General features: G+C 54.1%; 17 protein-coding genes and 1 pseudogene. 8 read left to right on the top strand and 10 right to left on the bottom strand.

The features are described 5' to 3' along the window. Positions 1-79 precede the first annotated feature (79 nt). A complete protein-coding gene (locus K1V27_RS13965; RefSeq protein ID WP_258930649.1) occupies positions 80-889 on the top strand; it encodes a DUF3786 domain-containing protein in 810 nt (269 codons plus the stop codon). Positions 890-1327: 438 nt separating this feature from the next. Beyond that, positions 1328-1567 carry a CGGC domain-containing protein gene (locus K1V27_RS22835; protein WP_353740579.1) on the top strand — a complete coding sequence of 80 codons (240 nt, stop codon included), beginning with the start codon at positions 1328-1330 and terminating at the stop codon, positions 1565-1567. A 199-nt stretch (positions 1568-1766) separates the two neighbouring features. On the opposite strand, the gene K1V27_RS13960 is transcribed toward K1V27_RS22835, so the two are convergent. The 3 genes and pseudogenes from K1V27_RS13960 to ilvB form a co-directional block, all read right to left on the bottom strand. Then, positions 1767-4448, bottom strand: coding sequence for a cation-translocating P-type ATPase (locus tag K1V27_RS13960; protein WP_258930648.1), 2682 nt, complete (start codon positions 4446-4448; stop codon positions 1767-1769). 309 nt (positions 4449-4757) lie between these two features. After that, the gene (gene ilvN / locus K1V27_RS13955) at positions 4758-5090 is read right to left on the bottom strand and encodes an acetolactate synthase small subunit (RefSeq protein ID WP_258930647.1); all 333 of its coding nucleotides are present in this window, start codon (positions 5088-5090) and stop codon (positions 4758-4760) included. After that, positions 5083-6763, bottom strand: a pseudogene (gene ilvB / locus K1V27_RS22830) (acetolactate synthase large subunit). Before ilvB ends, ilvN begins: the two are co-directional and overlap by 8 nt. Positions 6764-7346: 583 nt before the next feature. Here ilvB and K1V27_RS13940 point away from each other — a divergent pair. Further along, positions 7347-7742 (top strand): phage holin family protein, encoded by a 396-nt coding sequence (locus K1V27_RS13940; protein WP_258930646.1) that lies wholly within the window; start codon positions 7347-7349, stop codon positions 7740-7742. A 289-nt stretch (positions 7743-8031) separates the two neighbouring features. Here the strand turns inward: K1V27_RS13940 and K1V27_RS13935 are convergent, their stop codons facing one another. The 4 genes from K1V27_RS13935 to fadR are packed head-to-tail and all read right to left on the bottom strand — an operon-like array spanning position 8032 to position 13804. Next, complete coding sequence (locus K1V27_RS13935; RefSeq protein WP_258930645.1) at positions 8032-10077, bottom strand: 3-hydroxyacyl-CoA dehydrogenase NAD-binding domain-containing protein; 2046 nt, start codon at positions 10075-10077, stop codon at positions 8032-8034. Positions 10078-10080: 3 nt separating this feature from the next. Beyond that, positions 10081-11292: a thiolase family protein gene (locus K1V27_RS13930; protein ID WP_258930644.1), complete on the bottom strand. Its 1212-nt coding sequence runs from the start codon at positions 11290-11292 to the stop codon at positions 10081-10083. Positions 11293-11315: 23 nt separating this feature from the next. Next, entirely contained in the window at positions 11316-13175 is a 1860-nt protein-coding gene (locus tag K1V27_RS13925) for an acyl-CoA dehydrogenase (protein ID WP_258930643.1), read from the bottom strand. Beyond that, positions 13172-13804, bottom strand: coding sequence for a fatty acid metabolism transcriptional regulator FadR (gene fadR, locus K1V27_RS13920; protein ID WP_258930642.1), 633 nt, complete (start codon positions 13802-13804; stop codon positions 13172-13174). Before fadR ends, K1V27_RS13925 begins: the two co-directional genes overlap by 4 nt. 134 nt (positions 13805-13938) lie before the next feature. Here fadR and K1V27_RS13915 point away from each other — a divergent pair, with 134 nt between their 5' ends. Continuing rightward, positions 13939-15546: an MBL fold metallo-hydrolase RNA specificity domain-containing protein gene (locus K1V27_RS13915; RefSeq protein WP_258930641.1), complete on the top strand. Its 1608-nt coding sequence runs from the start codon at positions 13939-13941 to the stop codon at positions 15544-15546. 65 nt (positions 15547-15611) lie between these two features. Here K1V27_RS13915 and K1V27_RS13910 read toward each other — a convergent pair whose 3' ends face one another. Continuing rightward, positions 15612-16409, bottom strand: a complete 798-nt coding sequence (locus K1V27_RS13910) for an inositol monophosphatase family protein (RefSeq protein ID WP_258930640.1) — start codon at positions 16407-16409, stop codon at positions 15612-15614. Between the two features lie 339 nt (positions 16410-16748). On the opposite strand from K1V27_RS13910, the gene K1V27_RS13905 reads away from it, so the two are divergent. From K1V27_RS13905 to K1V27_RS13895, 3 genes are read left to right on the top strand one after another with little or no spacing between them, the layout of a single operon-like run. Then, entirely contained in the window at positions 16749-17339 is a 591-nt protein-coding gene (locus tag K1V27_RS13905; RefSeq protein WP_258930639.1) for a flavodoxin family protein, read from the top strand. A 19-nt stretch (positions 17340-17358) separates the two neighbouring features. After that, positions 17359-19197 (top strand): ABC transporter ATP-binding protein, encoded by a 1839-nt coding sequence (locus K1V27_RS13900; protein ID WP_258930638.1) that lies wholly within the window; start codon positions 17359-17361, stop codon positions 19195-19197. Continuing rightward, on the top strand, positions 19187-21025 hold the full coding sequence (locus K1V27_RS13895; RefSeq protein WP_258930637.1) for an ABC transporter ATP-binding protein: 1839 nt from the start codon (positions 19187-19189) through the stop codon (positions 21023-21025). Before K1V27_RS13900 ends, K1V27_RS13895 begins: the two co-directional genes overlap by 11 nt. A gap of 95 nt (positions 21026-21120) precedes the next feature. Here the strand turns inward: K1V27_RS13895 and K1V27_RS13890 are convergent, their stop codons facing one another. Then, positions 21121-21819 carry a DUF554 domain-containing protein gene (locus tag K1V27_RS13890; RefSeq protein WP_258930636.1) on the bottom strand — a complete coding sequence of 233 codons (699 nt, stop codon included), beginning with the start codon at positions 21817-21819 and terminating at the stop codon, positions 21121-21123. Between the two features lie 16 nt (positions 21820-21835). Beyond that, positions 21836-23140: a M48 family metallopeptidase gene (locus K1V27_RS13885; RefSeq protein WP_258930635.1), complete on the bottom strand. Its 1305-nt coding sequence runs from the start codon at positions 23138-23140 to the stop codon at positions 21836-21838. Between the two features lie 207 nt (positions 23141-23347). On the opposite strand from K1V27_RS13885, the gene K1V27_RS13880 reads away from it, so the two are divergent. Continuing rightward, positions 23348-23539, top strand: a complete 192-nt coding sequence (locus K1V27_RS13880; protein WP_258930634.1) for a rubredoxin-like domain-containing protein — start codon at positions 23348-23350, stop codon at positions 23537-23539. The last annotated feature ends 10 nt before the right edge of the window (positions 23540-23549 follow it).

Raw genomic sequence — 23549 nt, 5'->3', positions numbered from 1 at the left:
AAATGTGGTCTATCATTGTGAGATCCGTTTTTAGTGGTGGAGCCTATACACCTTGAATTGCACGCCTCAGGAGCGAGTCATGAGCCATTTGAATCATTTGGACATTTACCGAATCCTGGAAAAGACGAACTGCAGGCAATGCAGCCTGCCGACCTGCCTGGCATTTGCAGTGGCGGTCATGAAAGGGGAAGTGAAGCTCGGTGCCTGTCCTCATCTGGAAGAAGATGTTCTTGCGCGGTTTGAGGGACAGGTGGGCAAGCGATCTTCTCTTGAAAATGATTGGGAAAAGGCCCTGAAAGGCCTACAAAACAAGATAAGAACGATCGATTTTGCATCTTCGGCGGAAAGGCTGGGGGCTCGACTTTCCCTAAGTGGCCTGGCGATTAACTGCCTGGGCAAAGACTTCCAGGTCGATCCTCAGGGAAAAATCATTTCCGACTGCCATGTCAATCCCTGGCTGAGCATTCCGCTGCTCAGCTACATCATCCATTGTGAAGGGAAAAGACCTGCCGGCCAATGGGTCCCCTTGCGGGAACTGGATAGCGGGGCAACCTGGAGCCGGTTGTTCAGCCAAAGATGCGAAAAACCCTTGAAGGCATTGGTTGACAATCACACCGATCTGTTTGAGATTCTCATCGATCTTTTTGCGGGAAAATCAACCACTGCCGCCTTTTCCTCGGACATTTCCATAGTCCTCCATCCCCTTCCTAAATTGCCGATGCTGGTTTGCTACTGGAACAAAGAGGGCCAGCTGGACTCGACCCTCCATCTCTTTTTTGATTCAACTGCAGACAAGAATCTCAACATCGAGTCTATTTACCAGCTCGGCGTGGGGCTTGTGACCATGTTTGAAAAGATCGCCCTGAGACACGCTGGATTTGCATGGTAGTTGGTGGGATGCTGAGAGCTGCCGACGGACTTATTGAACCCTGCGAACTGATATGGTTTGGATACCAAACTCAATCGCCTAAAGATCGACAGGCGGACAACGGTCAACCTGAGATTTTCAGAATTGCTGGAAATCAGCCCTCATCCAATCATATTCCCGATGACTGTCAAAGCATTTCAGTCATTGATTTGCAGCCAAGGACAAGGGGTTTGATGGAGCCATCATCGCCCGAGCCATCGGCAGGACCACTTCGGGGGTGTTCGACCGGATCAGAAAACTCGAACAGAGAGGAATCATTAAGTCCTACCAAACCATAATCGACCCGAAGGCGGTTGGTATCGACTTAACGGCGTTCATATCCGTGAAAATTCATCCTTCGCGAGAGACCCGCAAGACAGTGATTCTGTAACAGCAACTTCAATTCACAAGGAGGATGACATGGCAAGGATCGGTATAGTTAACTGTTCGAACAGTACCCAGGAAATGAGCTGTGCTTCAGTAGTCTGCCTGGCAGACATGCGAAAGCGAAGGGACTTTTTCGAGAAGTACTCACCGGGTGAACAACTCGATCTGGTAGGGATCATCAGTTGCGCGGGCTGCCCAACTCTAGCCGCACCGGAAAAAATACTGCGAAAAGTGCGGGCAATTGCAGAATTTAGGCAGCAATTCTCATTTTGACATTTGTTGGCTTTCGCTAACAGGCGTTGAAAAGTTTAAGAACAAAGCTGTTCGTTGCGTTTTTGGCAAAAACGTTTGGGAGATTCAAATCTTTTATGTTTGTTCGCTTTCCAGGTGGGCAAAATACGCTGATGATGTCCTCTCCACAATCAACGGATTAACCTGGTGAAGCCCGTGGGGCGAACGGGACGTTCTTGAATTAGTTGACTTGGGCGGCAGATCCAACCATCCGCCTCCGCTTGGTCCATTTTTCGATTTCCACTGCGAGGAAAACGACTGAAGATAAAATGAGAGTGAGCCCCAGTTCATACAGCGTCAGCGGTTCGGTTTTAAATATCGGGTTTAGAAAGGGCACATAGACGGTTGCCATCTGCAGAGCTAAAGTCAGGAGAAATGCCCCCACCAGCGGCCAGTTGGACAATAGCCCCTGGGTGAACAGGGATTCCTTTTCCGATCTTATGGCCAGAACATGTCCCATCTGACTCAAACACAATACCGTGAACACCATCGTCTGCCAGTGGGCATGCCCCGTTTTAAGGGACCACGCCTGCGTAAAGATCGACACAAGCCCCATGAGGAGACCCACCCAGATGATATGAAGGCCAAGCCCATGAGCAAAAATGCTTTCCCTGGGATGCCGTGGCGACCGTTCCATGACACCCTTTTCCGGTGGCTCCGCGGCCAGGGCAAGACCGGGAAGCCCGTCGGTGACGAGGTTGATCCAGAGAATGTGAATAGGCAGAAGAGGAATGGGAAGTCCCAGCAGAGGGGCGAGAAATATGGTCCAAATCTCACCCGAGTTACTTGTCATGGTGTACTTGATAAACTTGCGGATGTTGTCAAAGATGCGCCTGCCCTCTCTGATGGTTTTCACAATGGTCGCGAAATTGTCGTCGAGAAGGATCATGTGGGCGGCCTCTTTGGAGACATCTGTGCCGGTAATTCCCATGGCAATTCCAATGTCGGCTCTCTTCAAGGCCGGTGCATCATTCACTCCGTCCCCGGTCATGGCGACAAACTGCCCCTTATCCTGAAGAGCTTTCACAATTTTTAATTTCTGCTCGGGGGCCACCCGTGCATAAACCCTGATATCCTCAACCCTTTCTTCAAATTCCTCTAAAGTCAGCCGGCCAAGCTCTCGGCCCGTGAGGATCGAAGCTCGGTCGTTGTCGATGATGCCGACGCTTTGGGCTATGGTTCGGGCAGTAAGGGGATGGTCGCCGGTGATCATGACCGGGATGATTCCCGCTGTCTTGCACATTGCTACGGCTTCTTTTGCCTCTTCTCTAGGAGGATCTATCATTCCGACAAGGCCCAAGACCGTGAGCTCCCTCTCAGCAATTTCAGGGGACAAAGCAGCAGGCAGGCGGTCCCATTGTCGCATGGCAACGCAAAGTACCCTCAAACCGTCAGCTGCCATTCTTTCGTTCATTTCAGAAAGCTCCCTGGGGTCGAGTGCCTTTGATCCTTGCGATGTCAAAACGGTGCTCGAGGAATCCATCAATACATCCACCGCGCCTTTAGTGAAGGACACAAAGCCCGCTTCATCACCTGATGGCGCAGGCACTCGATGAAATGTGGTCATACACTTTCTTTCGGAGTCGAATGGGAGCTCCGCCACCCTTGTGTATTCTTTTTCCAGCGCTTCTTTGTGAAAACCCTGCTCTTGCGCCATGTTGAATAGAGCGATCTCAGTGGGGTCTCCAAGGATAGAGCCGTTGGCTGACGGCTGGACGTCATTGCTCAATGCCAGCGCCTTGAAGAATTCACGATAGGGAGGGGAAACGGTTTCCGAAGTTTGCCAACTTTTCGCTTTCCCGCCATTCAGTTCGGTTTCCGTCTGCCTTTTGCCATCCGCGTAGATTTCCACCACGGTCATCTTGTTCAGCGTAAGGGTTCCGGTCTTATCCGAGCATATATAAGTTACCGATCCGAGGGTCTCCACCGCCGGGAGCTTCCTGATGAGGGATTTTTGCTTCACCATTTTCTTGGCCCCAAGTGCCAGTGCGATAGTGACCACCGCGGGAAGTGCTTCGGGAATCGCGGCGACCGCCAGGGATATGGCTGTGAGGAGCATGAGAAAAGGCGGCTCTCCGCGCATGATGCCGACGGCGAAAACGATGACGCATATGGCAAGCACCGCAAGAGCGAGCCTGTGACCAAAGACGGCAAGCCGTTTTTGGAGAGGCGTTTTCACTTCCTCTTCTTCTTGCAGCATGGCCGCGATCTTGCCGATCTCAGTTTCCATTCCGGTTGCCACAACGACACCCGCGCCCCGCCCGTTAACTACGGTAGTGCCTTTGTAGATCATATTTTTCCGGTCGCCCAGAGGGAGGAGTTCGTCATGGAGGACATGGGTATGTTTTTCGGTGGCTTCGGATTCTCCCGTGAGAGCGGCCTCTTCAACCTTCAGTTGAGCCGCCTCGATGATGCGCGCATCCGCGGGGACGATCATCCCGGCCTCGAGCAGAACCACATCTCCGGGCACGATCTGAGAGGCGGCAAGACTTTCAACCTGACCGTCCCGCATGACCATGGCGGCCGGGGCCGCCATTTTTTGAAGGGCCGCTATGGCTTTTTCCGCTCTGTATTCCTGCACCAATCCAATGACCGCATTGAGGAGCACAATCACAATAATGGCTATGGTATCGGATATTTCTCCAATGAATCCCGAAATAACGGCGGCAGCAATGAGGACAAGGATCATGAAGTCCATGAATTGATCCAGGAACATCTTGAGTAAGGTCTTTTTCTCTTTCTCTTGGAGCGTGTTGGGGCCGTATGTTTCGAGTCGGCTGAGGGCGGCCTCGGAAGTGATGCCGTTTAGAGATGAGTCAAGTTCTTCCAGTACCCTGTCTGCCTTCTTTTGATGCCAGTGCATCCTAACGCACTCCTTTGTACAGATTGAATCCAAATCTCATCCGAAAATCGCCGACAGGTATGATCTCACAACCCGGCAAGGATCAGTAGTCCAATGGCGTATTCTGTGCCGGGTCTTTCATAACAGCTCATCTACCCTGCAATCAACTCCCATGGCTCAACCGAACTGATTCCGGCAGCGAGCAGGTTCTCGTTGGCTGTGCTCTGTTGCATCATGATGAATTACTGCGAGCCAGCCGGAAAATGCTGATTCTATGCCATATCGATGCGAAGCAAAAGTCGCCGGTCCACATGGTTGCTGGATTATAGTTTACCTGCTGTTGCTGTCCAGTAATTGCTGGAGTTGCTCGAGCAGTCGGGGCTCCACAGTGCGGCATGTCACGTCCAGTACATCGGGCAATTTCCGCACCTGCTTGACCATCTGATCAAGCCGCTGATCTTCGTTCACCAAAAGCCGGATTCTACTGTGTTCGCCTTTGCCGATGGGCATGCAGAAAATTCCCTCAACGTTGTAGGCTCTCCTTGAAAACAGCCCGCAGACATGCGACATGACTCCAGGATGATTCTTCACGGTCAAATCCAAGGTAACTTGCTGCCTGCTTTCGCAGGGTTTCGGCGATGGTTGAAAAGGATGGTCAGACATGCGCTTCACCTCCTATCATGGTTCGATTGGCAGCACCGGGAGGTACCATGGGATAAACCATCTCGCGGATATCGACGGCAACGTCGATAAGACAAGGTCCCGGCTCGCTCAGCACCTGCGCAAGTGCCTGTTGAGGATCATCACTCCTGTTCAGATCGCAGGCTCGCACACCGAAGCCCTCGGCAACTTTCGTGAAATCCACCCGCGCCTGATAATCAGAGGCAAAGATCCTCCTGGCAAAAAAAAGCTCCTGCTGCTGATGGACCAGCCCCAATGAGTTGTTGTTCATCAGGATGATCTTGACGTTGACATTCTGTTCGACCGCCGTCGCCAGTTCTTGAATGTTCATGAGCAGACTGCCATCCCCGCTGAAGCACACTACCGGGCAGTCGGGGCGTGCCAGGGCGGCACCGATAGCCGCCGGCAATCCGAAGCCCATGGTGCGGAGTCCTCCCGAGGTGAGCCAGTGACGCGGCCGGCGGAAAGGATAGACCTGAGCGGTGCGCATTTGATGCTGGCCAACATCGGTAACCACAATGGCTTGATCGCCCAGCAGCTGCGCAGCAAGACGGGTTAGCCGGTAAGGGTTCAATGGATCGTTTGCACCATCAAACCGCTGAGGGTGTTCTCGTTTGAGTCGAGAAACAAGGGTCAGCCATTCTTTACGAAGCTGCTTTTCGACCAACGGCAGTAAACTCTTCAGTACGGCACCGACATCGCCCACAATGCCGATATGAGAAGTTTTTATTTTATCAAGCTCACTCGGGTCGATGTCGATGTGGATGATTTCGGCGCCGGGGCAGAATTCCGCCACTTTACCCGTGGCCCGATCGTCAAATCGAACTCCCGCTGCGATCAGTAAATCACACTCCTCGAGAGCCAGATTGGCATAGCGAGCGGCATGCATACCCAGCATGCCGAGCGAAAGCGGGTGATCCGCGGGCATGGCACCCAGCCCCAGCAACGTCATCACGGTTGGGACGGACGCTTTTTCTGCGAGATCCACAGCCAACGAACCGGCTCCCGACTGAATGACCCCCCCCACCGATGTACAAAATCGGGCGGCGTGAACGGTTAATGAGTCGGGCTGCGCTCTTCAGATCAACCGGATCGAAACGGGGAAAAGGATCGGGACACCCCGGTTCCGGCCACTCCTCAAATTCAACCTCAGCCACCTGAACATCTTTTGGTACATCGATCAGGACCGGTCCGGGTCTTCCCGAAAGTGCAATGCGGAACGCCTCGGGAATCACCCACAGGAGATCGTCTGCCGAGCGGACCAGGAAGTTGTGTTTGGTGATGGGGATGCTCATGCCGTAGGTATCGACTTCCTGGAAGGCGTCGGTGCCGATCATGGCATAGGGCACCTGGCCGGTAATGCAGACAATTGGAATCGAATCGAGTTTGGCGTCGGCTATGGCTGTAAGAACGTTAGTGGCTCCGGGGCCCGAGGTGGCAAAACACACGGCGGCCCTTCCCGTTGCTCGGGCCATGCCCTGGGCAATAAAGCCGGCACCCTGTTCATGCCGAGTCAAAACGTGCCGAATCGCCTGATTTTGCGCTAAAGCGTCATAGATGGGCAGATTGGCTCCGCCCGGGATTCCTGCAATGGTTCGGATTCCCTGGCGCTCCAGCAACGTGATGATGATTTGTGCTCCAGTCTTTTTGATCATCGGACTCGCCTCCTACTTTCGTCAACAGGGTGGTTGCAGAGCGCAACCCTGTGCGGTGTTTTCCCGAATCGGCATCGAGTCCGGCGTGAGGTCAATCGGTCCAAAAAGAACCCCCCAACCGGCTCGCGCCGGCGGGGGGTGGATTGGTAAGGATAGCTTTGTCGATCCCGCTATGGCGCGACGCCGTCAACGACGCATACGAGTACTACTACGCTCACCAAAACCGCAGGAACGCTCGGAATGGAACGGGTAGCCGTGGTGTCGCGCTTCATAGACATTGCCTCAAACAAAGGGGGTGAATGACTAACCGGAGTGAGAATACCTCCGGCCATCGATACTGTCAAGGCATTGCATCGATGAATTGCAGAAGAATCGATAAATTGGTCAGACGATTCCAAGAAAAATACCGGTACGGTACAGGCGACAAGACAGGCACCCCTGTTGTATACTATACCCGGTCTGTCTGCTGTGCAGATCATCAACCGAAATTGCCATTTCAGACGTTTTGGCGGGGAAGCGCAGTGAGTTCACTGGACTATTTTCCACAGAGATTTTGCGAGGCAACTCAGAACAGGAGGATGCGATGCCGGGGCTTTTTATTCGATGGCTGATTCTTACGGTTTCAATCATTGCTGCATCATACATTATTGGTGGGATTAGGGTGGATAGTTTCTTTTCCGCGGTTTTCGCCGCCGCGATTCTGGGAGTGCTGAATGCCTTCTTTCGACCCATCCTCCTGGTTCTCACGCTGCCCATCAATATCCTGACGCTGGGTCTCTTCACCTTCGTGATCAACGCATTGATGCTGAAGATGGCCTCGGGCGTCATCCCCGGATTTCACGTCTATGGATTCTGGGCTGCCGTGTTTGGAGCTCTCATCATCAGCGTGGTCAATTGGCTGTTGTTATCGTTTGTGAGCGATCAGGGAAGGGTCGGGTACATCGATTTGCAGCGCAAAGAGGGTGACCGGTGGGAATAGTGATGGCAAGGCTGGGTTGAGGCACGCGGGAGGTGACTCAACTCAACCTGTGCCTCAACCCTCTTCCCTTGAGGCCGCTGGGCGGAGACAGATTTGCCCACGCGGCTGGTGTGCAGAGTCTAAAACCCGGCGATTCCAATGGACTGGGCTCCCTCTCCCCGTGCGGGTGGAGAGGGAGCGAGTGCCGCGGAGCCCTGTGCGGGTTGCTGTCAGTCCGCAAGGGAGAGGGAGTTCTCGGACAGTCTGCCAGGGTCTGCTGATCGGTTTCGGTACTCCTCGAACCAACTCCTCATATACTAAAAAACACCTTCTGCAGCACCTTGGGGGTGATTCCCGCCAGATCGAGATACATGGTGATGCCACCCATGAAAAACGGCCAGCCGGCGCCCATGATCATCGCCAGGTCCACATCCCTTGAACTCGCCACCACTTTCTCCTGCAAGATGGAATCGATTTCCCGTGCCAGATTGCTCAAGACCGTTTTCTGAATTTCCTCGGGATGAAATTCCCGCTTGTCGCTCTTCACCCAAAGCTTTTCTACCTCCGGATCCACGCGCCTGGTCTTGCTGTTGGGGAGATAAATGGAAGGCTTTTTGGCAGCCACCAGCTTGGCGAAACTGTCGCTCACGGGAAACCGCTCGGAACCGAATGCCCGATTCAGCGTTTCATTGACATGCAGAGCGACAGGCGGGCCCACCAGGGCCAACAGCTCGAAGGGCGCCATGGGCAGTCCGAGTGCCAGCATGGCATCGTCCACCTGCTGGAAGGAGGCCCCTTGATCCACCAGGCTCACGCAGTCCACCAGCATTCTTGTGAGAATCCGGTTGACCAAGAAGGCCGGGGCGTCTTTGACCAGGATGCCGGTTTTTTTGAGTTTGCGGGCCAGTCCGAAAGCGGTCGCAAGAGTTCCCTGGCCGGTTTGTTCGGTTTTGATGATTTCAACCAGGGGGAGCACCGCCACCGGATTGAAGAAATGAAAGCCCACAACCCGCTCGGGGTTCTTCAAATCGGCCGCCATGCGGGTGACACTCAAAGAGGAAGTGTTGGTCGCCAGAATGGCATCGGGCCTGATGAAGGTTTCCGCTTCAGCAAACACCTGCTGTTTGACCTGCATCTCTTCAAACACGGCTTCGATTAAAAAATCGCAGTCGGCAAAGTCCTGAGAATCCAGGGTGCCGGTCAGCAGGCTGGTAAAATAGCGTCCCTGCGCTGCGGACAGTCTGCCCTTCTCGACCATCTTCTGAAATTCTTGAGCGACGTAGGCGCAACCTTTGTCGACAAATTCCTGCTTGATATCTTTCATGACCACCGGCACGCCCAACCGATAGATGAAGAGCTGCGCCAGTTGCGAGGCCATGAGACCGGCTCCGATGATGCCCACTTTGTTGACCGCTTGCGGTTTCGCATCCGGCATGCCCCTGGGCTTTTTAGCGTAGCGGTTGACCAGATCGAAGGAATAGATCGAGGCCTTGCATTCCCTTGTTTTGATGAGATCGCCCAGGGCCTTGTTTTCTTCCTCGAAGCCCTGTTCGACATCCCACTTGCACGCCCCTTCGATCAGCTCCAGAGCCCGGTAGGGTGCAGGTGCTGCGCCATGCACCTTGCTGTCGACAAAACCTTTGGCTTTGGCAATGGCACTCTTGACATTGCCGGTTTGAGCCGGCGGACGCTCCACCTTGACCTGGCCGGCAATGATATCCTGCAGAAACTGCAGCGATTCGTCGAGAAATTCCGCGCCGTCCAACAACCGATCCGCCAGCCCCAGTTGAAAGGCCTGGGGACCGTTGATCATGCGATTCTGGTTCAGCGCGTTGAATATTATGAGCTCCAGGGCCTTCTCTGGTCCCAGCAGCTTGGTGGCCAGGGTGCAGCCGCCCCAACCCGGAATGATCCCCAGAAAACACTCGGGAAAGCCAATCCCCTGGGCACTCCTGGCAACGGTGCGGTACTGGCAGTACAGGGCAATTTCCAGGCCGCCGCCCAACGCAACGCCGTTTATGGCTGCCACCGTAGGAAAAGGCAGATCCATAATGCGTTTCATGGCGAGGTGCCCGAATTGTCCGATTTGATAGCCCTGCTCGAAGGTGGTGATGAAGGGCACTTCGGTCAGGTCGGCTCCAGCGGCAAAAATGTAGGGTTTCCCCGTCAGCATCATGCCCTTTACGCCGCCATCCTTGCTGATCTCTTCCAGCGCTTTATTGAGCGAGCGCAAGGCGGATTCACTGAAGGTGTTGGGCTTTTTGTAATCGTGCCCGTTATCCATGGTCACGATGGCAATTCTGCCCACAGGTGACTCATAGAAGCGATTGTAAAAACGGGTTACCGGTTCTCCCATGGTTTACCCCCTTTGCTTATTCTTTTTTGGTTTTTCTTGCAGATTTTCCCAAATGGCAGATGCTCCCTGGCCAAGGCCTACACATAGAGTGGTCAGCCCATAGCGGGCCTCCGGGTGCGCGGCAAAAAGATGGGCAAGATGGGTTACCAGTCGCGGGCCGGACGCTGCCAGCGGGTGCCCGAACGCGATGGCACCGCCCCACGGATTAAGCTTCGGATCATCCGGAAATTTCAAGCCGAATTCGCGCATGAACACGATGCACTGAACAGCGAAGGCTTCGTTCATTTCGACAAAATCCATGTCATCCATGGATAGTCCGGTGCGCGCGAACAGCTTCTGGGTGGCGGGCACCGGTCCGTAGCCCATGATTTCCGGCTTAACCCCTGCGTAGGCGTAGCCGATCAGACGCATTCGCTGGGCAAGGTTGAGCTCTCGAGCCTTGTCGGCCGCCATGAGCAGTACCCCGCAGGCACCATCGTTCAGCCCGGATGCGTTGCCCGCGGTGACCTTGCCCTGCACTCGGAAAGGGGTCTTGAGGCTGCGCAGTCCTTCCATGGTCGTTTCGGGACGCGGTTGCTGGTCGCGGTCCGCCACAACCCAGCCTTCCTTGGTATAGACCGTCATGGGCGCAATCATCTGTTGAATCTTCCCCTCGGCATAGCCCCTGGCCGTTTTCATTTGAGAATGGCAGGCGTATTCATCGGCCATTTCCTTGGTGATATCGGGAAACATGTCGTGCAGGTTTTCGGCCGTCTTACCCATCACCAGGGCATCCTCGGAAACCAGTTTTTCCGTCAGAAAGCGCGGGTTGGGATCGGCGGTGGCTCCCATGGGATGATGCCCCATGTGCTCCACCCCACCGGCTATGGCAATATCACAAGCTCCGAAAGCGATCTCGGAAGCCGCACTGGTAATGGCCGTGAGCCCGCCGGCGCACATTCGATCGACCGAAAAGCCGGAACACGAGTCCGGCAGTCCCGCCAAAAGCGCCGAGGTGCGCCCCAAAGTCAGTCCCTGATCGCCTTCCTGGGTAGTTGCCCCCCAGACGTTTTCTTCCACCATCTCCGGCTTTACCTGAGGGTTACGACGCAGCAGTTCACGAATCACTCTGACCACCATGTCATCGGCTCTTGTCTGCCAGAAAAAGCCCTTTTCACCGGCTCTTCCAAAGGCCGTCCGGATGCCGTCGACCACCACTACATCTCTCGCTTTCATGAGAGCTACCTCCTTTGTAAAGTTTATCCGAGAACAAATCCATCCACCGGCACTTCGAGCGGTGATTTGTCGTTGTTCATGATGCCCCTAGCCTTCCCCGCCGCCTGAGTGAGAACCTGATTGATAAAAAACTGAGCTGAGGCGATCTTGCCGAAGTAAAAAGCCGCACTGCGATTTTCCTGGATGAGTCTTTTCTGCGCCTTCTCATCTTTGGCGTTGTGGTCGCGGTAGATCTCCTGCAGCCTGCGATCGGCTATGTGAGCCTGCCAGAGCAGCACAAAGCCCATCACCACGTCGCCGAACAGATCCAGGTACGGCTTGGCATAGAGAACGGGAACATGGAACTCATCGGTCATGCTCTTGAGGGCAAAGAATTTGGTCACCTGCACAAGGTTTTCCTCGGCTTCCTCGTAGATCTGCGCCAGTTCATTGAGGCGGAAATTCTTGCGAAACTTGATCAGCATTTCCCTGGTTGTCTTGAGTGCATTCTTGATCAACTGGCCGCGCTTCATGGTCAGTTTGCGGCCGATCAAGTCAAGTGCCTGGATGCCGTTGGTGCCTTCGTACAGAGAAGCGATCTTGCAATCCCGCAGGAACTGTTCCACCGGATACTCGCTGATGAACCCGTAGCCGCCGTAAACCTGAATGGCCGTTTCGCACACGCGAAAGCCGAGGTCGCTTCCCACGGACTTGCAGATGGGAATCAAAAGATCCACATGGCCCTGAAACAACTCGCGCTCTTCCTCGCTTTCCGCCACACGTTCGCGGTCGATGCAGTAGGCCGCCAGATGCAACATGGCACGCATGGCCTCGGTGCTGCTTTTCATGAACATCAGCATGCGCCGCACGTCCGGATGATCAATGATGGGAACGCGGGGCGCTGCGGCGTCCTTCATCCTTTCCACCGGTGCCCCCTGCAGCCGCTCCTTGGCGTACTGCAGTGCATGCAGATAGGCGGCACTGGCGTGCCCGAGGCCCTGCATGCCGACGAACAGACGCGCTTCGTTCATCATGTCAAACATGATCCGCATGCCCTTGTTTTCCTGGCCCATGAGGTAGCCGACACAGTTGCCGTTCTCGCCAAAATTGAGGGAACAGGTGGCCGAGCCGTGGATGCCCATTTTGTGTTCGATTCCGGAGCAGACCACATCGTTTTCCACTAGATTGCCATTCTCATCGACGCGCAGGCGGGGCACCAGAAAAATTGAAATGCCGCGGGTTCCCCTGGGCGCCCCTTCGATGCGTGCCAACACCATGTGCACGATATTCTCCGTCAAATCGTGCATGCCGGATGAAATGAAAATCTTCTGCCCCTGGATTGCGTAGGTTCCATCGGCATTGCGCACCGCCCTGGTCGTTAAATTCCCCACATCGCTGCCGGCGCCCGGTTCCGTCAGGCACATGGTGCCACCCCATTCGCCGGAAAACATTTTATACATGTATATGTTCTGCAACCGTGGTGTGCCGTATTTTTGCAGGAGGCGGGCTGCGCCGTGCGTGAGTCCGGGATACATGATGAGCGCCCAGTTGGCCGCACTGAAAAACTCCAGAGCCGCATTGGCCACCACAAACGGCAGTCCCTGGCCGCCTACTTCCGGGGGATCGGCTATAGCCAGCCAACCGCCCTCACAATAGTGCCGGTATGCTTTATGAAACGCTTCCGGAGCTCTCACCACGCCGTCTTCAAAGCGGCAGCCCTGCTGATCCCCCAGTTTGTTTGCGGGATAGAGCTCCTTTTCCGCCAATTTTTCCGCCTGATCGATCACCATATCGAACAGTTCTTGGGAAAAATCAGAATAGGCCGGGTACTTGCACAATTCCTCCACGTGCAGCTGTTCATACAATACAAACTTGATATCGCGTTCATCTGCAAGCAATTTCATTGGACAACCTCCTGTTGTTGGTTACCTTGCCCCCGCACCTCGCAATCCCGTTGAACGCCGCGCAGCAGAAGATCCACTACGAGGTCCGCCTGGGCTCTCAAGTCGTAGCGTCTGCCCGCCAATACCCAGGTAGACACGATCTCGTCCAACGTTCCGAAGATGAAACGTTTGATCAGTCCTACGGGCAGTTCGTCGCGGAACAGATGCTCTCTTTGTCCCTGCTCGACTATTTCTCCGATGAGGTCCAGGTAAAGCTTCAACTCCATTTTTTCCGATTCGTGCATGAATCGGCTGCTCTGGCGCAGCTCGACCTGGAAGACTGCTGCCAGGTCCGGGTTTGCCTGAAATTCTTCCAGATGCATGTGGATCAGGTGTTTGAGCTTTGCCACGGCATCGCCTTGTTGGTTGAGCGCAGCCCGAAAGTGGGCAATGACTTCCTGCATTTTGATTTCAAAGATTGATATGAGCAGGTCGTCTTTATTCTTGAAGTAAAGGTATATGGTTCCGTCGGCGACCCCGGCTTCTTTTGCGATTTCCGATACTTTGGACTGAAAAAAGCCCTTTTGCGCAAAGACCTTCACGGCCGCATCGAGTATCCGTTGGTATTTTTCTGCACTCTTGTTGCGCATGGATCTCAGCCTTCCACACACCAGTTCGTTAACTGAATGAATAATCATTCATTTACCCGGCATTTCTTCCCTTGTCAAGAAAAATTCACTGTGAAAAGATGCACTCGTCTGCAATCAAACAGCAAGGGGGAAATATGCAAATCACTTGTCTGGGAGCCGCCGGATGCGTTACGGGTTCGTGCTTTCTAATCGATAACGGAAAAAAATATTTGGTCGACTGCGGCCTGTTTCAGGGCGGCAAGCAGATGGAGGCATTGAATCGGCAGCCGTGGGGTTTCGATCCTGCAGACATCCAGGCGCTGTTTCTGACCCACGCCCACATTGATCACAGCGGGCGCATCCCCAAACTCGTGAAGGATGGGTTTCGCGGCAGAATCTACACGACTCTGCCGACCGCCGAGCTGTGCAAAATCCTGCTGCTCGACTCGGCTCACATTCAGGAGTCTGAAGCCGAGTGGCAGAGCCGCAAAAATCGCCGGCGCGGCGAACCCGAAGTCGAGCCTCTCTATGTTGAGGCAGACGTTATGGCCTGTTTCCCTCTACTGGAAGTGGTGGCAAACAACCAGGTCATCAACGTCGATTCCCGTTTCAAAGTGCGTTTCCGCAACGCGGGTCACATCCTGGGATCCGCCATCCTCGAATTCTGGAGTAATGCGCCGTCGAACTCCTGCAAGGTAGTCTTTTCGGGAGACTTGGGACAAAAGGATCAACTGATCGTACGCGATCCCCATTCGATTTTTGATGCCGACGTGCTGTTCATCGAATCCACCTACGGCAATCGCGACCACCGATCGTTTGAAGAGAGCAAACAAGAGCTTCTGGGTGCAATCCGTTACAGCCATCGACATCAAGAAAAAGTCATGATTCCGGCATTTGCCGTCGAGCGGACGCAGGAAATACTCTATGTGCTCGGGGAATTTTTTCGGGACAGGCTGATTCCTTCCATGCCCGTTTATCTCGACAGTCCCCTTGCCATTGCGGCAACCGAAATCTTTCGGCAGATGAAAACCTTCTATGATGCAGATGCCATCGCCATTGTCAATGAAGGGCATGACCCATTTGATTTTCCGCAACTGATTCTGTCGCGCACTGCAGAGGATTCCATTGCCATCAATCAAACTCCCGGACCTGCCATCATCATTGCCGGCAATGGGATGTGCACCGCCGGCAGGATTAAACATCACCTCAGGCACAACCTGTGGCGCAAGGGCAGTTCTCTTGTAGTGGTCGGATTCCAGGCGAACGGCAGCATCGGCAGGAGGATCATCGAAGGGGCCAAATCGGTCAAGATATTTGGTGAAAAAGTCATTGTGCGTGCCAAAGTGTTTACTATTGGTGGGTTCTCGGCGCACGCCGGTCAATCGGACCTGCTGGCCTGGATCGACCACTTCAGGAATCCGGCCATGCGGGTCTATGTCACGCACGGTGAGCGCGGAGTCAGCGAGTCATTTGCGCAACTGGTTGAGAAAAAATTCCAACTCACCGCTCATGTGCCCGACATCGGTGACCTCATCGTGGTCACCCCTCCGGCGCCAGAAGTTACTGCACCACGGCCTGCTTCCAAATGGCGGCGTGACGTTGCCAGGCTTGTTGAGACGGCCGAGGCCCTCGTAACAATTCGCGAACAATCGCCTGAAGCGCTGTCGGCTGAGACACTGCGCCAGGTGGAAGAAGAGTTGGCAAGGACCCAGGAACGGCTGGCAAAAATTCTGCGTGGAGCTCGCGAGTCAGCCGACAAGTGAACCTATCAAGCCGGCTGTGCCGCCCAGCTGGTCGGCGCAGGGTGAGGGCTTGCGCTCTCGCCGCGCTACAGTTTCTGTAAATACATCTGGATGTTGGAATGGGAATTCTCCGGAGCTGCCAGGAGGTGATCTTCAATCCGTTGACCGTCCAGATAGTCGTTCAGAAAGAAGTCTGAACCATCCATTTTGCAGATTCTGCCGCCGGCTGCCTTCAATATGATTTGTGCCGCCGCCAGATCCTGGTAGGAGACGTTGGCGATGAGAGCCGCTTCGGCCCGCCCGTGAGCCACATAACACAGGTGTGCGGCGGTGCAGCCAAGGTTGCGGATTTTACCGGGAAAGGTTGAGCGATACTGATTGTGAAATCTGGAATAGGTCAGCAGCACGCTCTCGTTGCTGATTTCGTCAGGTTCGGCCGGGTGGATCGGGGTTTTGCCGCAATACGCCTGCTGTCCTGCCTGGGCGTAATACGAATCGCCCGTCACCGGCATGTAGAACATGCCGAAAATCGGCCAGAAATTCTCATACAGGGCGAGTGATGTGCCCCAGATGGGAATTCCCGCCTGAAAATTGGCTACCCCATCCAGAGAATCATAGATCCACAGATGCCCCTCTTCCCCGTGGGTATATTCTTGCGCGGGCATTCCGTCACCGAAGATCTTGTGTTGCGGAAACTCGGCATTCAATTGACTTCTGAACAGGTCGGCCAGGCGCAACTCTGCTTCGGTGACCAGCTCGCTGTCGAATCTGACCGCGGGATCCCCCTTGCCGTAAAACTTCAGGGCCTCATCGCCTACCCGCTGCAAAACCTCTGTGGCGAATCGCGTCAGATCTTCAAAATTGGGACTCCCTGAGTGCTCCATCTTCCCTCCTTGGTTGTTTCGAAAGTTAAAACCCCGGACCAGTGTAAGCCTCTTGCCAAAGTCCTGCAGCGGTATTGTGCCGGGATGACCGTGTTACTGAATCTTGCAAGACGTCCATCATTATAATGGCACTAAGGGATTCGAATCAATTTTGCAATTGATCTTTTCTTTTCCACATGAGCCTATACAATTTTAGGGGCGTGGATCCAGGGGATGTTTGCGGGCAAAACGCGCCGGATGGAGGAGGTTTGCCGGCAGGGAGTAATTCTGTTGGTGTTTAGAGCAGCCGCATACAGTGGAAATTAGTATGGGGGGAGCGCTACAGGGAGGTTGTCGAGGATGGCGAAGATTTTGGCGGTCTATGGCAGTCCCCGGCGCAAAGGGAACAGCTCTTTGCTGCTGGAGCAAGCGGTGCGCGGCGCACGCGATGCCGGGCTCGAGGTGGATGAGATTGTGCTGCGCGATCTCAAGATGTCCCCCTGTTTGGAAATTTATGGCTGCAAAAAGAATGGCCGCTGTGTCATCGAAGATGATTTCCAGGGGGTCTATGATCAACTTTTGGGTTGCCGCGGTTTAATGCTGGCATCCCCCATGTTCTTTTATACGGTGAGTGCGCATACGAAGATTTTTATGGACCGATGCCAGTCGCTTTGGGTCAAGAAATACTGGATCGACGAAACACCTTTCGGACAATGGGAGACCAAGCGTCTGGGCTTGTTCATATCAGTCGGGGCAACCCGGGGGAAGAAGCTTTTCACAGGGGCGCTGCGCACCATCCGTTATTTTTTCGATGTCTTGGATATGGCGCTGTGGCGCAGTCTGCTTTATAGGGGTCTCGATTTCGAGGGAGATGTGCTCGCACACCCGGAATACCTGCAAGAAGCTTACGAGTCCGGAAGAGAACTGGCCCGGGCCGTGGCTGAACTATAGCCGATGCTGCGGTGCTTTGATGAAGCCAGGTGGTAAAACCGACGCAACGTCTCATTTTGCGGCAGAGAAAGCGGCAAAGGAAGTCAATCCATGGTCCGCCGTCAAGGTTATTTCACCTTACCTCAAGCGCTATTCCATAAGGATCACCGTGGGGTTTCTCGCGCTCATTGCAGTTGATTTCCTGCAGCTCTGCGTCCCCCGCATCATAAAAAACGCAGTCGATGATTTGCAGGCGGGCCTGGCCACATCCAACAGACTTTTGGTCTATGGCGCCATCATCATCGCCATTGCACTGGCGATCGCCATGTTGCGCTTTGTCTGGCGTATATTGCTGCTGGGATTTTCCCGCCGGCTGGAAATGCACCTGAGAAATCGCATGATTTCTCATATCTTGACACTGGATAAGGCGTTTTTCCAGCGCAGGACAACAGGCGAAATCATGGCCCTGGCAACCAATGACCTGTCGTCTGTGCAGCTGGCTACAGGGATGGGTCTGGTGGCGGCTGTCGATGCCCTTTTCATGGGACTGGCGGCGATCGGTTTCATGGCGTTCATCGACTGGCGTTTGACTCTGATGGCCATAGCGCCGATGCCTTTGCTCGCTATCCTGACCCGGTTTTTGTCTTCCCGATTGCACCGTCGCTTCAAGAGAGTTCAAGAACAGTTTTCCATCCTGACGGAGTACGTTCGATCCTCGTTCAGTTCCATCCGGCTGATCAAGGCGTATAATCAGGAAACGCAGCAAGCCGGGAGATTCGACCGTCTGGGCACAACTTACGTACGGGACAATCTTCGACTTGCAGCCATTTACGGCACTCTTTTTCCTTTATCCGGTTTAATCGGCAACTTGAGTCTTTTTATTGTGCTTTTCTTCGGCGGTCGCATGACAATCCACGGCACCATTACCGCGGGCGACTTCGTTGCATTCATCACCTACCTGTTCATGATGACGTGGCCCATGATGGCCCTGGGCTGGGTTTCAGATCTTTTCCAGCGCGGCGTGACATCCCTTGACCGTATCCATGCTCTACTGAAAGAGCAACCGGCGCTCAGATCCCCCGCAGGAGCTGAACAGGGCATATCCATCAGGGGAGCAATAAGCATAAGAAGCTTATCCTTTGGCTATCCAAATCAGCCGCGATTGGTTTTGAAGAATATTTCACTGGACATTCGGCAGGGCCTTTTGCTCGGCGTCGTGGGCCGCACCGGGTCCGGCAAAACCACTCTGTGCCATCTTCTGGCAAGACTGTATCCAGTGCCCTCTGGTCAGATATTGCTGGACGGCACGGATATCAACCGGCTTTCTCTTGCAACGGTTCGCGGCGCCATTGCCTATGTTCCGCAGGAGGTTGTGCTGTTTTCGGAGAGTATTGCTTTCAATATTTCGATGGGGAGAAAAGACGCCACCTGGAAAGAGATCGAGGAGGTGGCCAGGGCCGCGGCCATTCATGATGAAATAATGGCCATGGAACACGGCTACCAGACCAGGATAGGGGAGCGCGGCGTCAAACTGTCCGGTGGCCAGCGCCAGCGTTTGGCCATTGCCAGAGCGCTTTTGCTGGATCGGCCCATCATCATTATCGACGACGGGCTTTCCGCCGTCGATATGGAAACCGAGCACGCCATAATCCGTTCCATTGCGTCCTACCTGAAGGGGCACACGTGCATCATTGTTTCTCACCGGCTGGCTCCGTTGGCTGATGCGGATGAAATCGTAGTGATGGAAGAAGGGCGTATCGTGGAACGCGGCACCCATTCTCAACTCCTGGAAAGGAGTGGTTTTTATGCCACCATCTATTATCAGCAGACGAGCCTCGCGGGGGCATCGGAACTAGCGGGCCGGGCGGATGCAACATAGTTACGGGTATTTCGAGGAAGACCATCTCGGCCAGATCGGAAATGTGGGGCTGTGGCGGCGCCTGCTGATATTCGTCGCTCCATATTGGAAGTGGGTGTCGCTGGCGGTTTTCCTTTCTCTGATCGTTACGGCAGCCAGCCTTGCTCTCCCCCGCCTCATACAGCTGGCAATGGATGAGTACATTCTGCAGACGCGCTTATCCATCGACCAGAGAGTCTCAGGTCTCCTCTATTTGAGTTTGATCTTCTGCGGGATCATCCTCATTGGCTTTGTCGCTAATTTTCTGCAGGTGATTGTGTTGGAATGGGCAGGGCAAAAGATCATGCACGCCATGCGGCAGAACCTGTTTGTCCATCTGCAGCGGCTGAATCTATCCTTCTTCAATGCTCACCCCGTGGGAAAACTGGTCACCCGGCTGACCAATGACATCCAGAACATGTACGAGATGTTCACCTCGGTCATTGTGACTCTGTTCAACGACGGTTTGAAGCTGATTGGCATCATGGCCATCCTCTTCTGGATGAATTGGCGACTGACTTTGCTGCTGAGCGTCATGCTCCCGATTATGCTCATCATTACGTTGTGGTTCGGGCGGCTGGCCAGGGATGCCTTTCGAAAAATCCGCACCAACCTTGCTCGAATCAATGCCTTTATCCAGGAGGCGGTTTCCGGAATCACCATCATCCAGCTGTTTTTGCGGGAGCAAGACACCCTCGATCGATTCACCGATCTGAACCGAATTTACTACCGTTCTACCATCTACCAGATACACATCTTCGGTCTGTTTATCCCGTTGATCGAAGTCATGGGCTCCGTCACAATGGCACTCATTATCTGGTACGGAGGGCGTGAGATCATTCAGGATCATATGACGCTGGGTATTCTCACTGCATTCATTTCGTACATGAGGCTTTTCTTCCAGCCCATCCGGGAGCTCTCGCAGAAATACTCGATCGTTCAATCGGCTATGGCTTCCGCCGAGAGAATTTTCCAACTCCTGGAGACTCGAGACGTACTTCCGGTTCGTTCGGATCCGGTGGTTTTGAACGATCTGCAAGGGGCCATCGAGTTCGGCAACGTTACCTTTGAATATGACCCCGGCCATCCCATTCTGAAGGATCTTTCCTTTCGGGTAGAACCGGGCGAGACCCTTGCTCTGGTGGGGGCGACAGGTTCCGGAAAAACCACCATCATCAATTTACTGGAGCGATTTTACGACCCCGGCGAAGGCGACATCAAACTGGACGGAATCAGCCTCAAGAACTTTGATCCTCATCGGCTGAGAGAGCAGATAGGGCTCGTCATGCAGGATGTTTTCGTTGTGCCGGGCAGCGTACGGGAGAACATTCTGCTTAACCTGGAGGCGGATGATGACCAACTTGAGCGGCTGGTACAGTTGTCTCAGCTGTCCGCCCTGGTGAATCGCCTGCCCGACGGCCTGGCGACCAGGATCGGTGAAGGCGGTATGGACTTATCCGCGGGTCAGAAGCAACTCCTGGCGTTTGCGCGAGTGCTGGCGAGGGACCCCTCTATCCTGGTGCTGGATGAAGCCACCGCCAATGTCGACAGTGAAACGGAAATGCTCATAGAGCAGGCGATTCAAGCGGCCCTAGCCAATAGAACCAGTATCGTCATTGCGCATCGGCTTTCCACCATTAAAAGGGCAGACCGGATTCTGGTGATGGATCACGGCACAATAGTGGAGCAGGGGACGCACCGGGAGCTCATGGCGCAGAAGGGCGTCTATTACCACCTGCAGAGCCTGCAAAATGACCTGGGCCGCAATGAGGTCATCCCGGCAGGCGGTCGGGCGCCTGTCCGAGAGTGATCAATTCCTCTCGGCAGCTTTCTCTTGTCTTGTTTTGACGACCGCCCGGCGCTCTGCAGCTGCACGCTGCGTATAGACTTTGCGGCTTGCTGTCGCTACCGGAGTGACCTGACTACCGGGATAAGCAAAACGATTAAAGGGGCGATGGCAAGAGCCGGTAAAAAATTGGCCAGTCGAATTTCCTTGACCTTGAGCAATTTGAGGCCGATGCCCACAATGATCAGACCTCCCGTAGCAGTCATTTCGACAATCATGGGTTGAGTGAGCACCCTATCGAAGAGTCCTGCGAACAGGGTGATGCCCCCCTGGTAAATGAGGATGGAAACCGCCGAGAAGGAGACGCCCCAGCCAAGAGTGGCGGAGAAGGCTACGGAGGCAAAACCGTCCAGCATGGATTTGACGGTGAGAAGGGAATAATCCCCCGAGAGTCCATCTTGAATCGACCCAAGGATAGCCATGGGACCGATGCAGAAGACTAAAGTGGCTGTGATGAAAGCTTCGCTGAACCTGCTGGGCCCGCCTTTTGACAACCTGGATTGGAGGAAACAGCCCAATTTTTCGATGCCCTCGCTGATATGTAGCAGTTCGCCGATCAACCCGCCGCACAGCATTGCTGCCAGGAGCACCAGGACATTCTCGGTTTGCAGAGCCATCTGCAGACCGATCAGGCTGGTAACCAGCCCTAATCCGTCAGTTACGGTATTGCGCAGGTTTTCCGAAAGCCTGGAACCCGCCAGCAGTCCCAGTGAGCTTCCCAGGAGGATAGCGGCTACGTTAATGAGGGTGCCAGTCATCTTCCATACTTTCCTGTCAAGCCACGAGGGGGAATGCCGCATCGGCTTCAAGGGCGGCGACCCTCTCGACCAGAGGCGGATGTGAGTAGTTGAATGCGACGTAGAGGGGGTGTGGCGTGAGGTTCGATAAATTATCCGCAGCCATGCGTTTGAGAGCGTTCGCGAGGGGTTGCGCGTTGTTTACCAGGCGTGCGGCAAAGATGTCCGCCTCTCGTTCGAAGTGTCTCGACACATACATAAAAAGGGGCTTAAGAAAGTAGCCCGCCTTTTGCCAAAAAATGCCAACCAAAAACAGTCCGACATAGGGTTCCTGGACTGCAAAGCCGAAGCCCGCAGAGAGCCACGGCCGGCCTATCACCTGGTGGGTCAGAAAGAAGCCCGCAAACATGCAAAGGGTGAACAGGGTCAGCTGCTTGGGGATATGCCGCTGCCTATAGTGGCCCATTTCGTGAGCCAGGACCGCGAGAATTTCGTCGTGTGGGTGTGACTCGATCAGCGTGTCAAACAAAACAATCTGCTTGGTTCTGCCAAGACCGGTGAAATAGGCATTGGTGTGGCGACTGCGCAGGGTTGCGTTCATTTGCAGGATCTTTTTCACCTTGAGGCCACTCCTTTCCATCAGTTCAGTGATTTTCATGGCCAGTTGAGCGTCTTCCAGAGGCGAGAATTTGTTGAAGACGGGGGCAATGACGATCGGGTAGAGCACCGCCAGGACCACCTGCACGAGAGTCACCGCAAGGAATCCCCACAGCCACCAATAAGTAGGAGAGTTTTTCACAATCCAAAGAATCAGAGCCAGGATCAGGGAGGAGAGAAAGAGTGTCAATAATCCTGACTTGACCTGATCAAGCAGCCAGATCCTGCGTGTGGTTTGGTTGAATCCAAATTTTTCCTCAACAACAAAGGTATGATAGTAGTCAAAAGGCAGGTCGATCACGTAGAGAATCATCCCCGGCAGGAGAAAAAATACCAGGCCGGACAGGACAAAGGGGACCGAATGTTCTCTCAGGAGCCAGGCCAATGCCGGCATTGCTCCCGACAGGATCAGCACCAGGAACAGCACATCTGAGGTGGCTGAGCCTGCCGAATTCACGCGGCTTCTTTGACGGGTGTAGGCGTTGATTTTGGACAGTTTTGCCCCGTCGACGAACCCCTCGAGCGAGGGCGGCACTGTATTGCTCGTCCGCTCCAGATATCGCAGGTTCAGATTTGCCAGGACGACATCAACGGTAGTCTGTAACAAATAGACTGCCACAAAGAATACTGTAAAAAGGTTCAGCTGGACCGTGGTCAATTGAGCCTGCTCCGCCGTTTTGTTCATGCAGCCGCGCCGGTTTTTTGATAGTGGCTTTGTATAGATGCCTTGCCGGAATAATTCAAGCCCATTTGAAAAGAGACGGGGAGCCCGCCAGTGCGGGAAAGCGAAAAGTAAGAGCTCGACATTGATTTCCGGTCTCCTCGAAGGTATAGTGAATAATTAAAGAAAATGTATAGTAAAATGGGAAAACCGATGCGAAAGGAGCAAACCATGCCCGTATGGAAATGCAACAACTGCGGCAACACCATCGACGTTGCATCACCGCCTGAAACGTGCCCGTCATGCAAGGAAAGATGTGAATTCGTCGACGTCTCCTGCTACATTCCAGATTGTGGAGGCCCTGAGGGGGGAACAATCAATACGCAGGTCTACCAGGAAAGTTATAAAGCCGACAAAAAGTGAGTGGCTTGCA

It is taken from the genome of Desulfoferrobacter suflitae, from assembly GCF_022603395.1.
GTDB classification, from domain to species: domain Bacteria; phylum Desulfobacterota; class Syntrophobacteria; order Syntrophobacterales; family Syntrophobacteraceae; genus Desulfoferrobacter; species Desulfoferrobacter suflitae.
The sequence above is the reverse complement of the archived record's forward strand: the minus strand, read 5'-3'. Positions and strand labels throughout refer to the sequence as shown.

Excerpts from the sequence above, each read along its gene's own strand:
- K1V27_RS13965 (WP_258930649.1), top strand. The coding sequence starts at position 80 with ATGAGCCATTTGAATCATTTGGACATTTACCGAATCCTGGAAAAGACG.
- K1V27_RS22835 (WP_353740579.1), top strand. The coding sequence starts at position 1,328 with ATGGCAAGGATCGGTATAGTTAACTGTTCGAACAGTACCCAGGAAATG.
- K1V27_RS13960 (WP_258930648.1), bottom strand. The coding sequence starts at position 4,448 with ATGCACTGGCATCAAAAGAAGGCAGACAGGGTACTGGAAGAACTTGAC.
- ilvN (WP_258930647.1), bottom strand. The coding sequence starts at position 5,090 with ATGTCTGACCATCCTTTTCAACCATCGCCGAAACCCTGCGAAAGCAGG.
- K1V27_RS13940 (WP_258930646.1), top strand. The coding sequence starts at position 7,347 with ATGCCGGGGCTTTTTATTCGATGGCTGATTCTTACGGTTTCAATCATT.
- K1V27_RS13935 (WP_258930645.1), bottom strand. The coding sequence starts at position 10,077 with ATGGGAGAACCGGTAACCCGTTTTTACAATCGCTTCTATGAGTCACCT.
- K1V27_RS13930 (WP_258930644.1), bottom strand. The coding sequence starts at position 11,292 with ATGAAAGCGAGAGATGTAGTGGTGGTCGACGGCATCCGGACGGCCTTT.
- K1V27_RS13925 (WP_258930643.1), bottom strand. The coding sequence starts at position 13,175 with ATGAAATTGCTTGCAGATGAACGCGATATCAAGTTTGTATTGTATGAA.
- fadR (WP_258930642.1), bottom strand. The coding sequence starts at position 13,804 with ATGCGCAACAAGAGTGCAGAAAAATACCAACGGATACTCGATGCGGCC.
- K1V27_RS13915 (WP_258930641.1), top strand. The coding sequence starts at position 13,939 with ATGCAAATCACTTGTCTGGGAGCCGCCGGATGCGTTACGGGTTCGTGC.
- K1V27_RS13910 (WP_258930640.1), bottom strand. The coding sequence starts at position 16,409 with ATGGAGCACTCAGGGAGTCCCAATTTTGAAGATCTGACGCGATTCGCC.
- K1V27_RS13905 (WP_258930639.1), top strand. The coding sequence starts at position 16,749 with ATGGCGAAGATTTTGGCGGTCTATGGCAGTCCCCGGCGCAAAGGGAAC.
- K1V27_RS13900 (WP_258930638.1), top strand. The coding sequence starts at position 17,359 with ATGAAGCCAGGTGGTAAAACCGACGCAACGTCTCATTTTGCGGCAGAG.
- K1V27_RS13895 (WP_258930637.1), top strand. The coding sequence starts at position 19,187 with ATGCAACATAGTTACGGGTATTTCGAGGAAGACCATCTCGGCCAGATC.
- K1V27_RS13890 (WP_258930636.1), bottom strand. The coding sequence starts at position 21,819 with ATGACTGGCACCCTCATTAACGTAGCCGCTATCCTCCTGGGAAGCTCA.
- K1V27_RS13885 (WP_258930635.1), bottom strand. The coding sequence starts at position 23,140 with ATGAACAAAACGGCGGAGCAGGCTCAATTGACCACGGTCCAGCTGAAC.
- K1V27_RS13880 (WP_258930634.1), top strand. The coding sequence starts at position 23,348 with ATGCCCGTATGGAAATGCAACAACTGCGGCAACACCATCGACGTTGCA.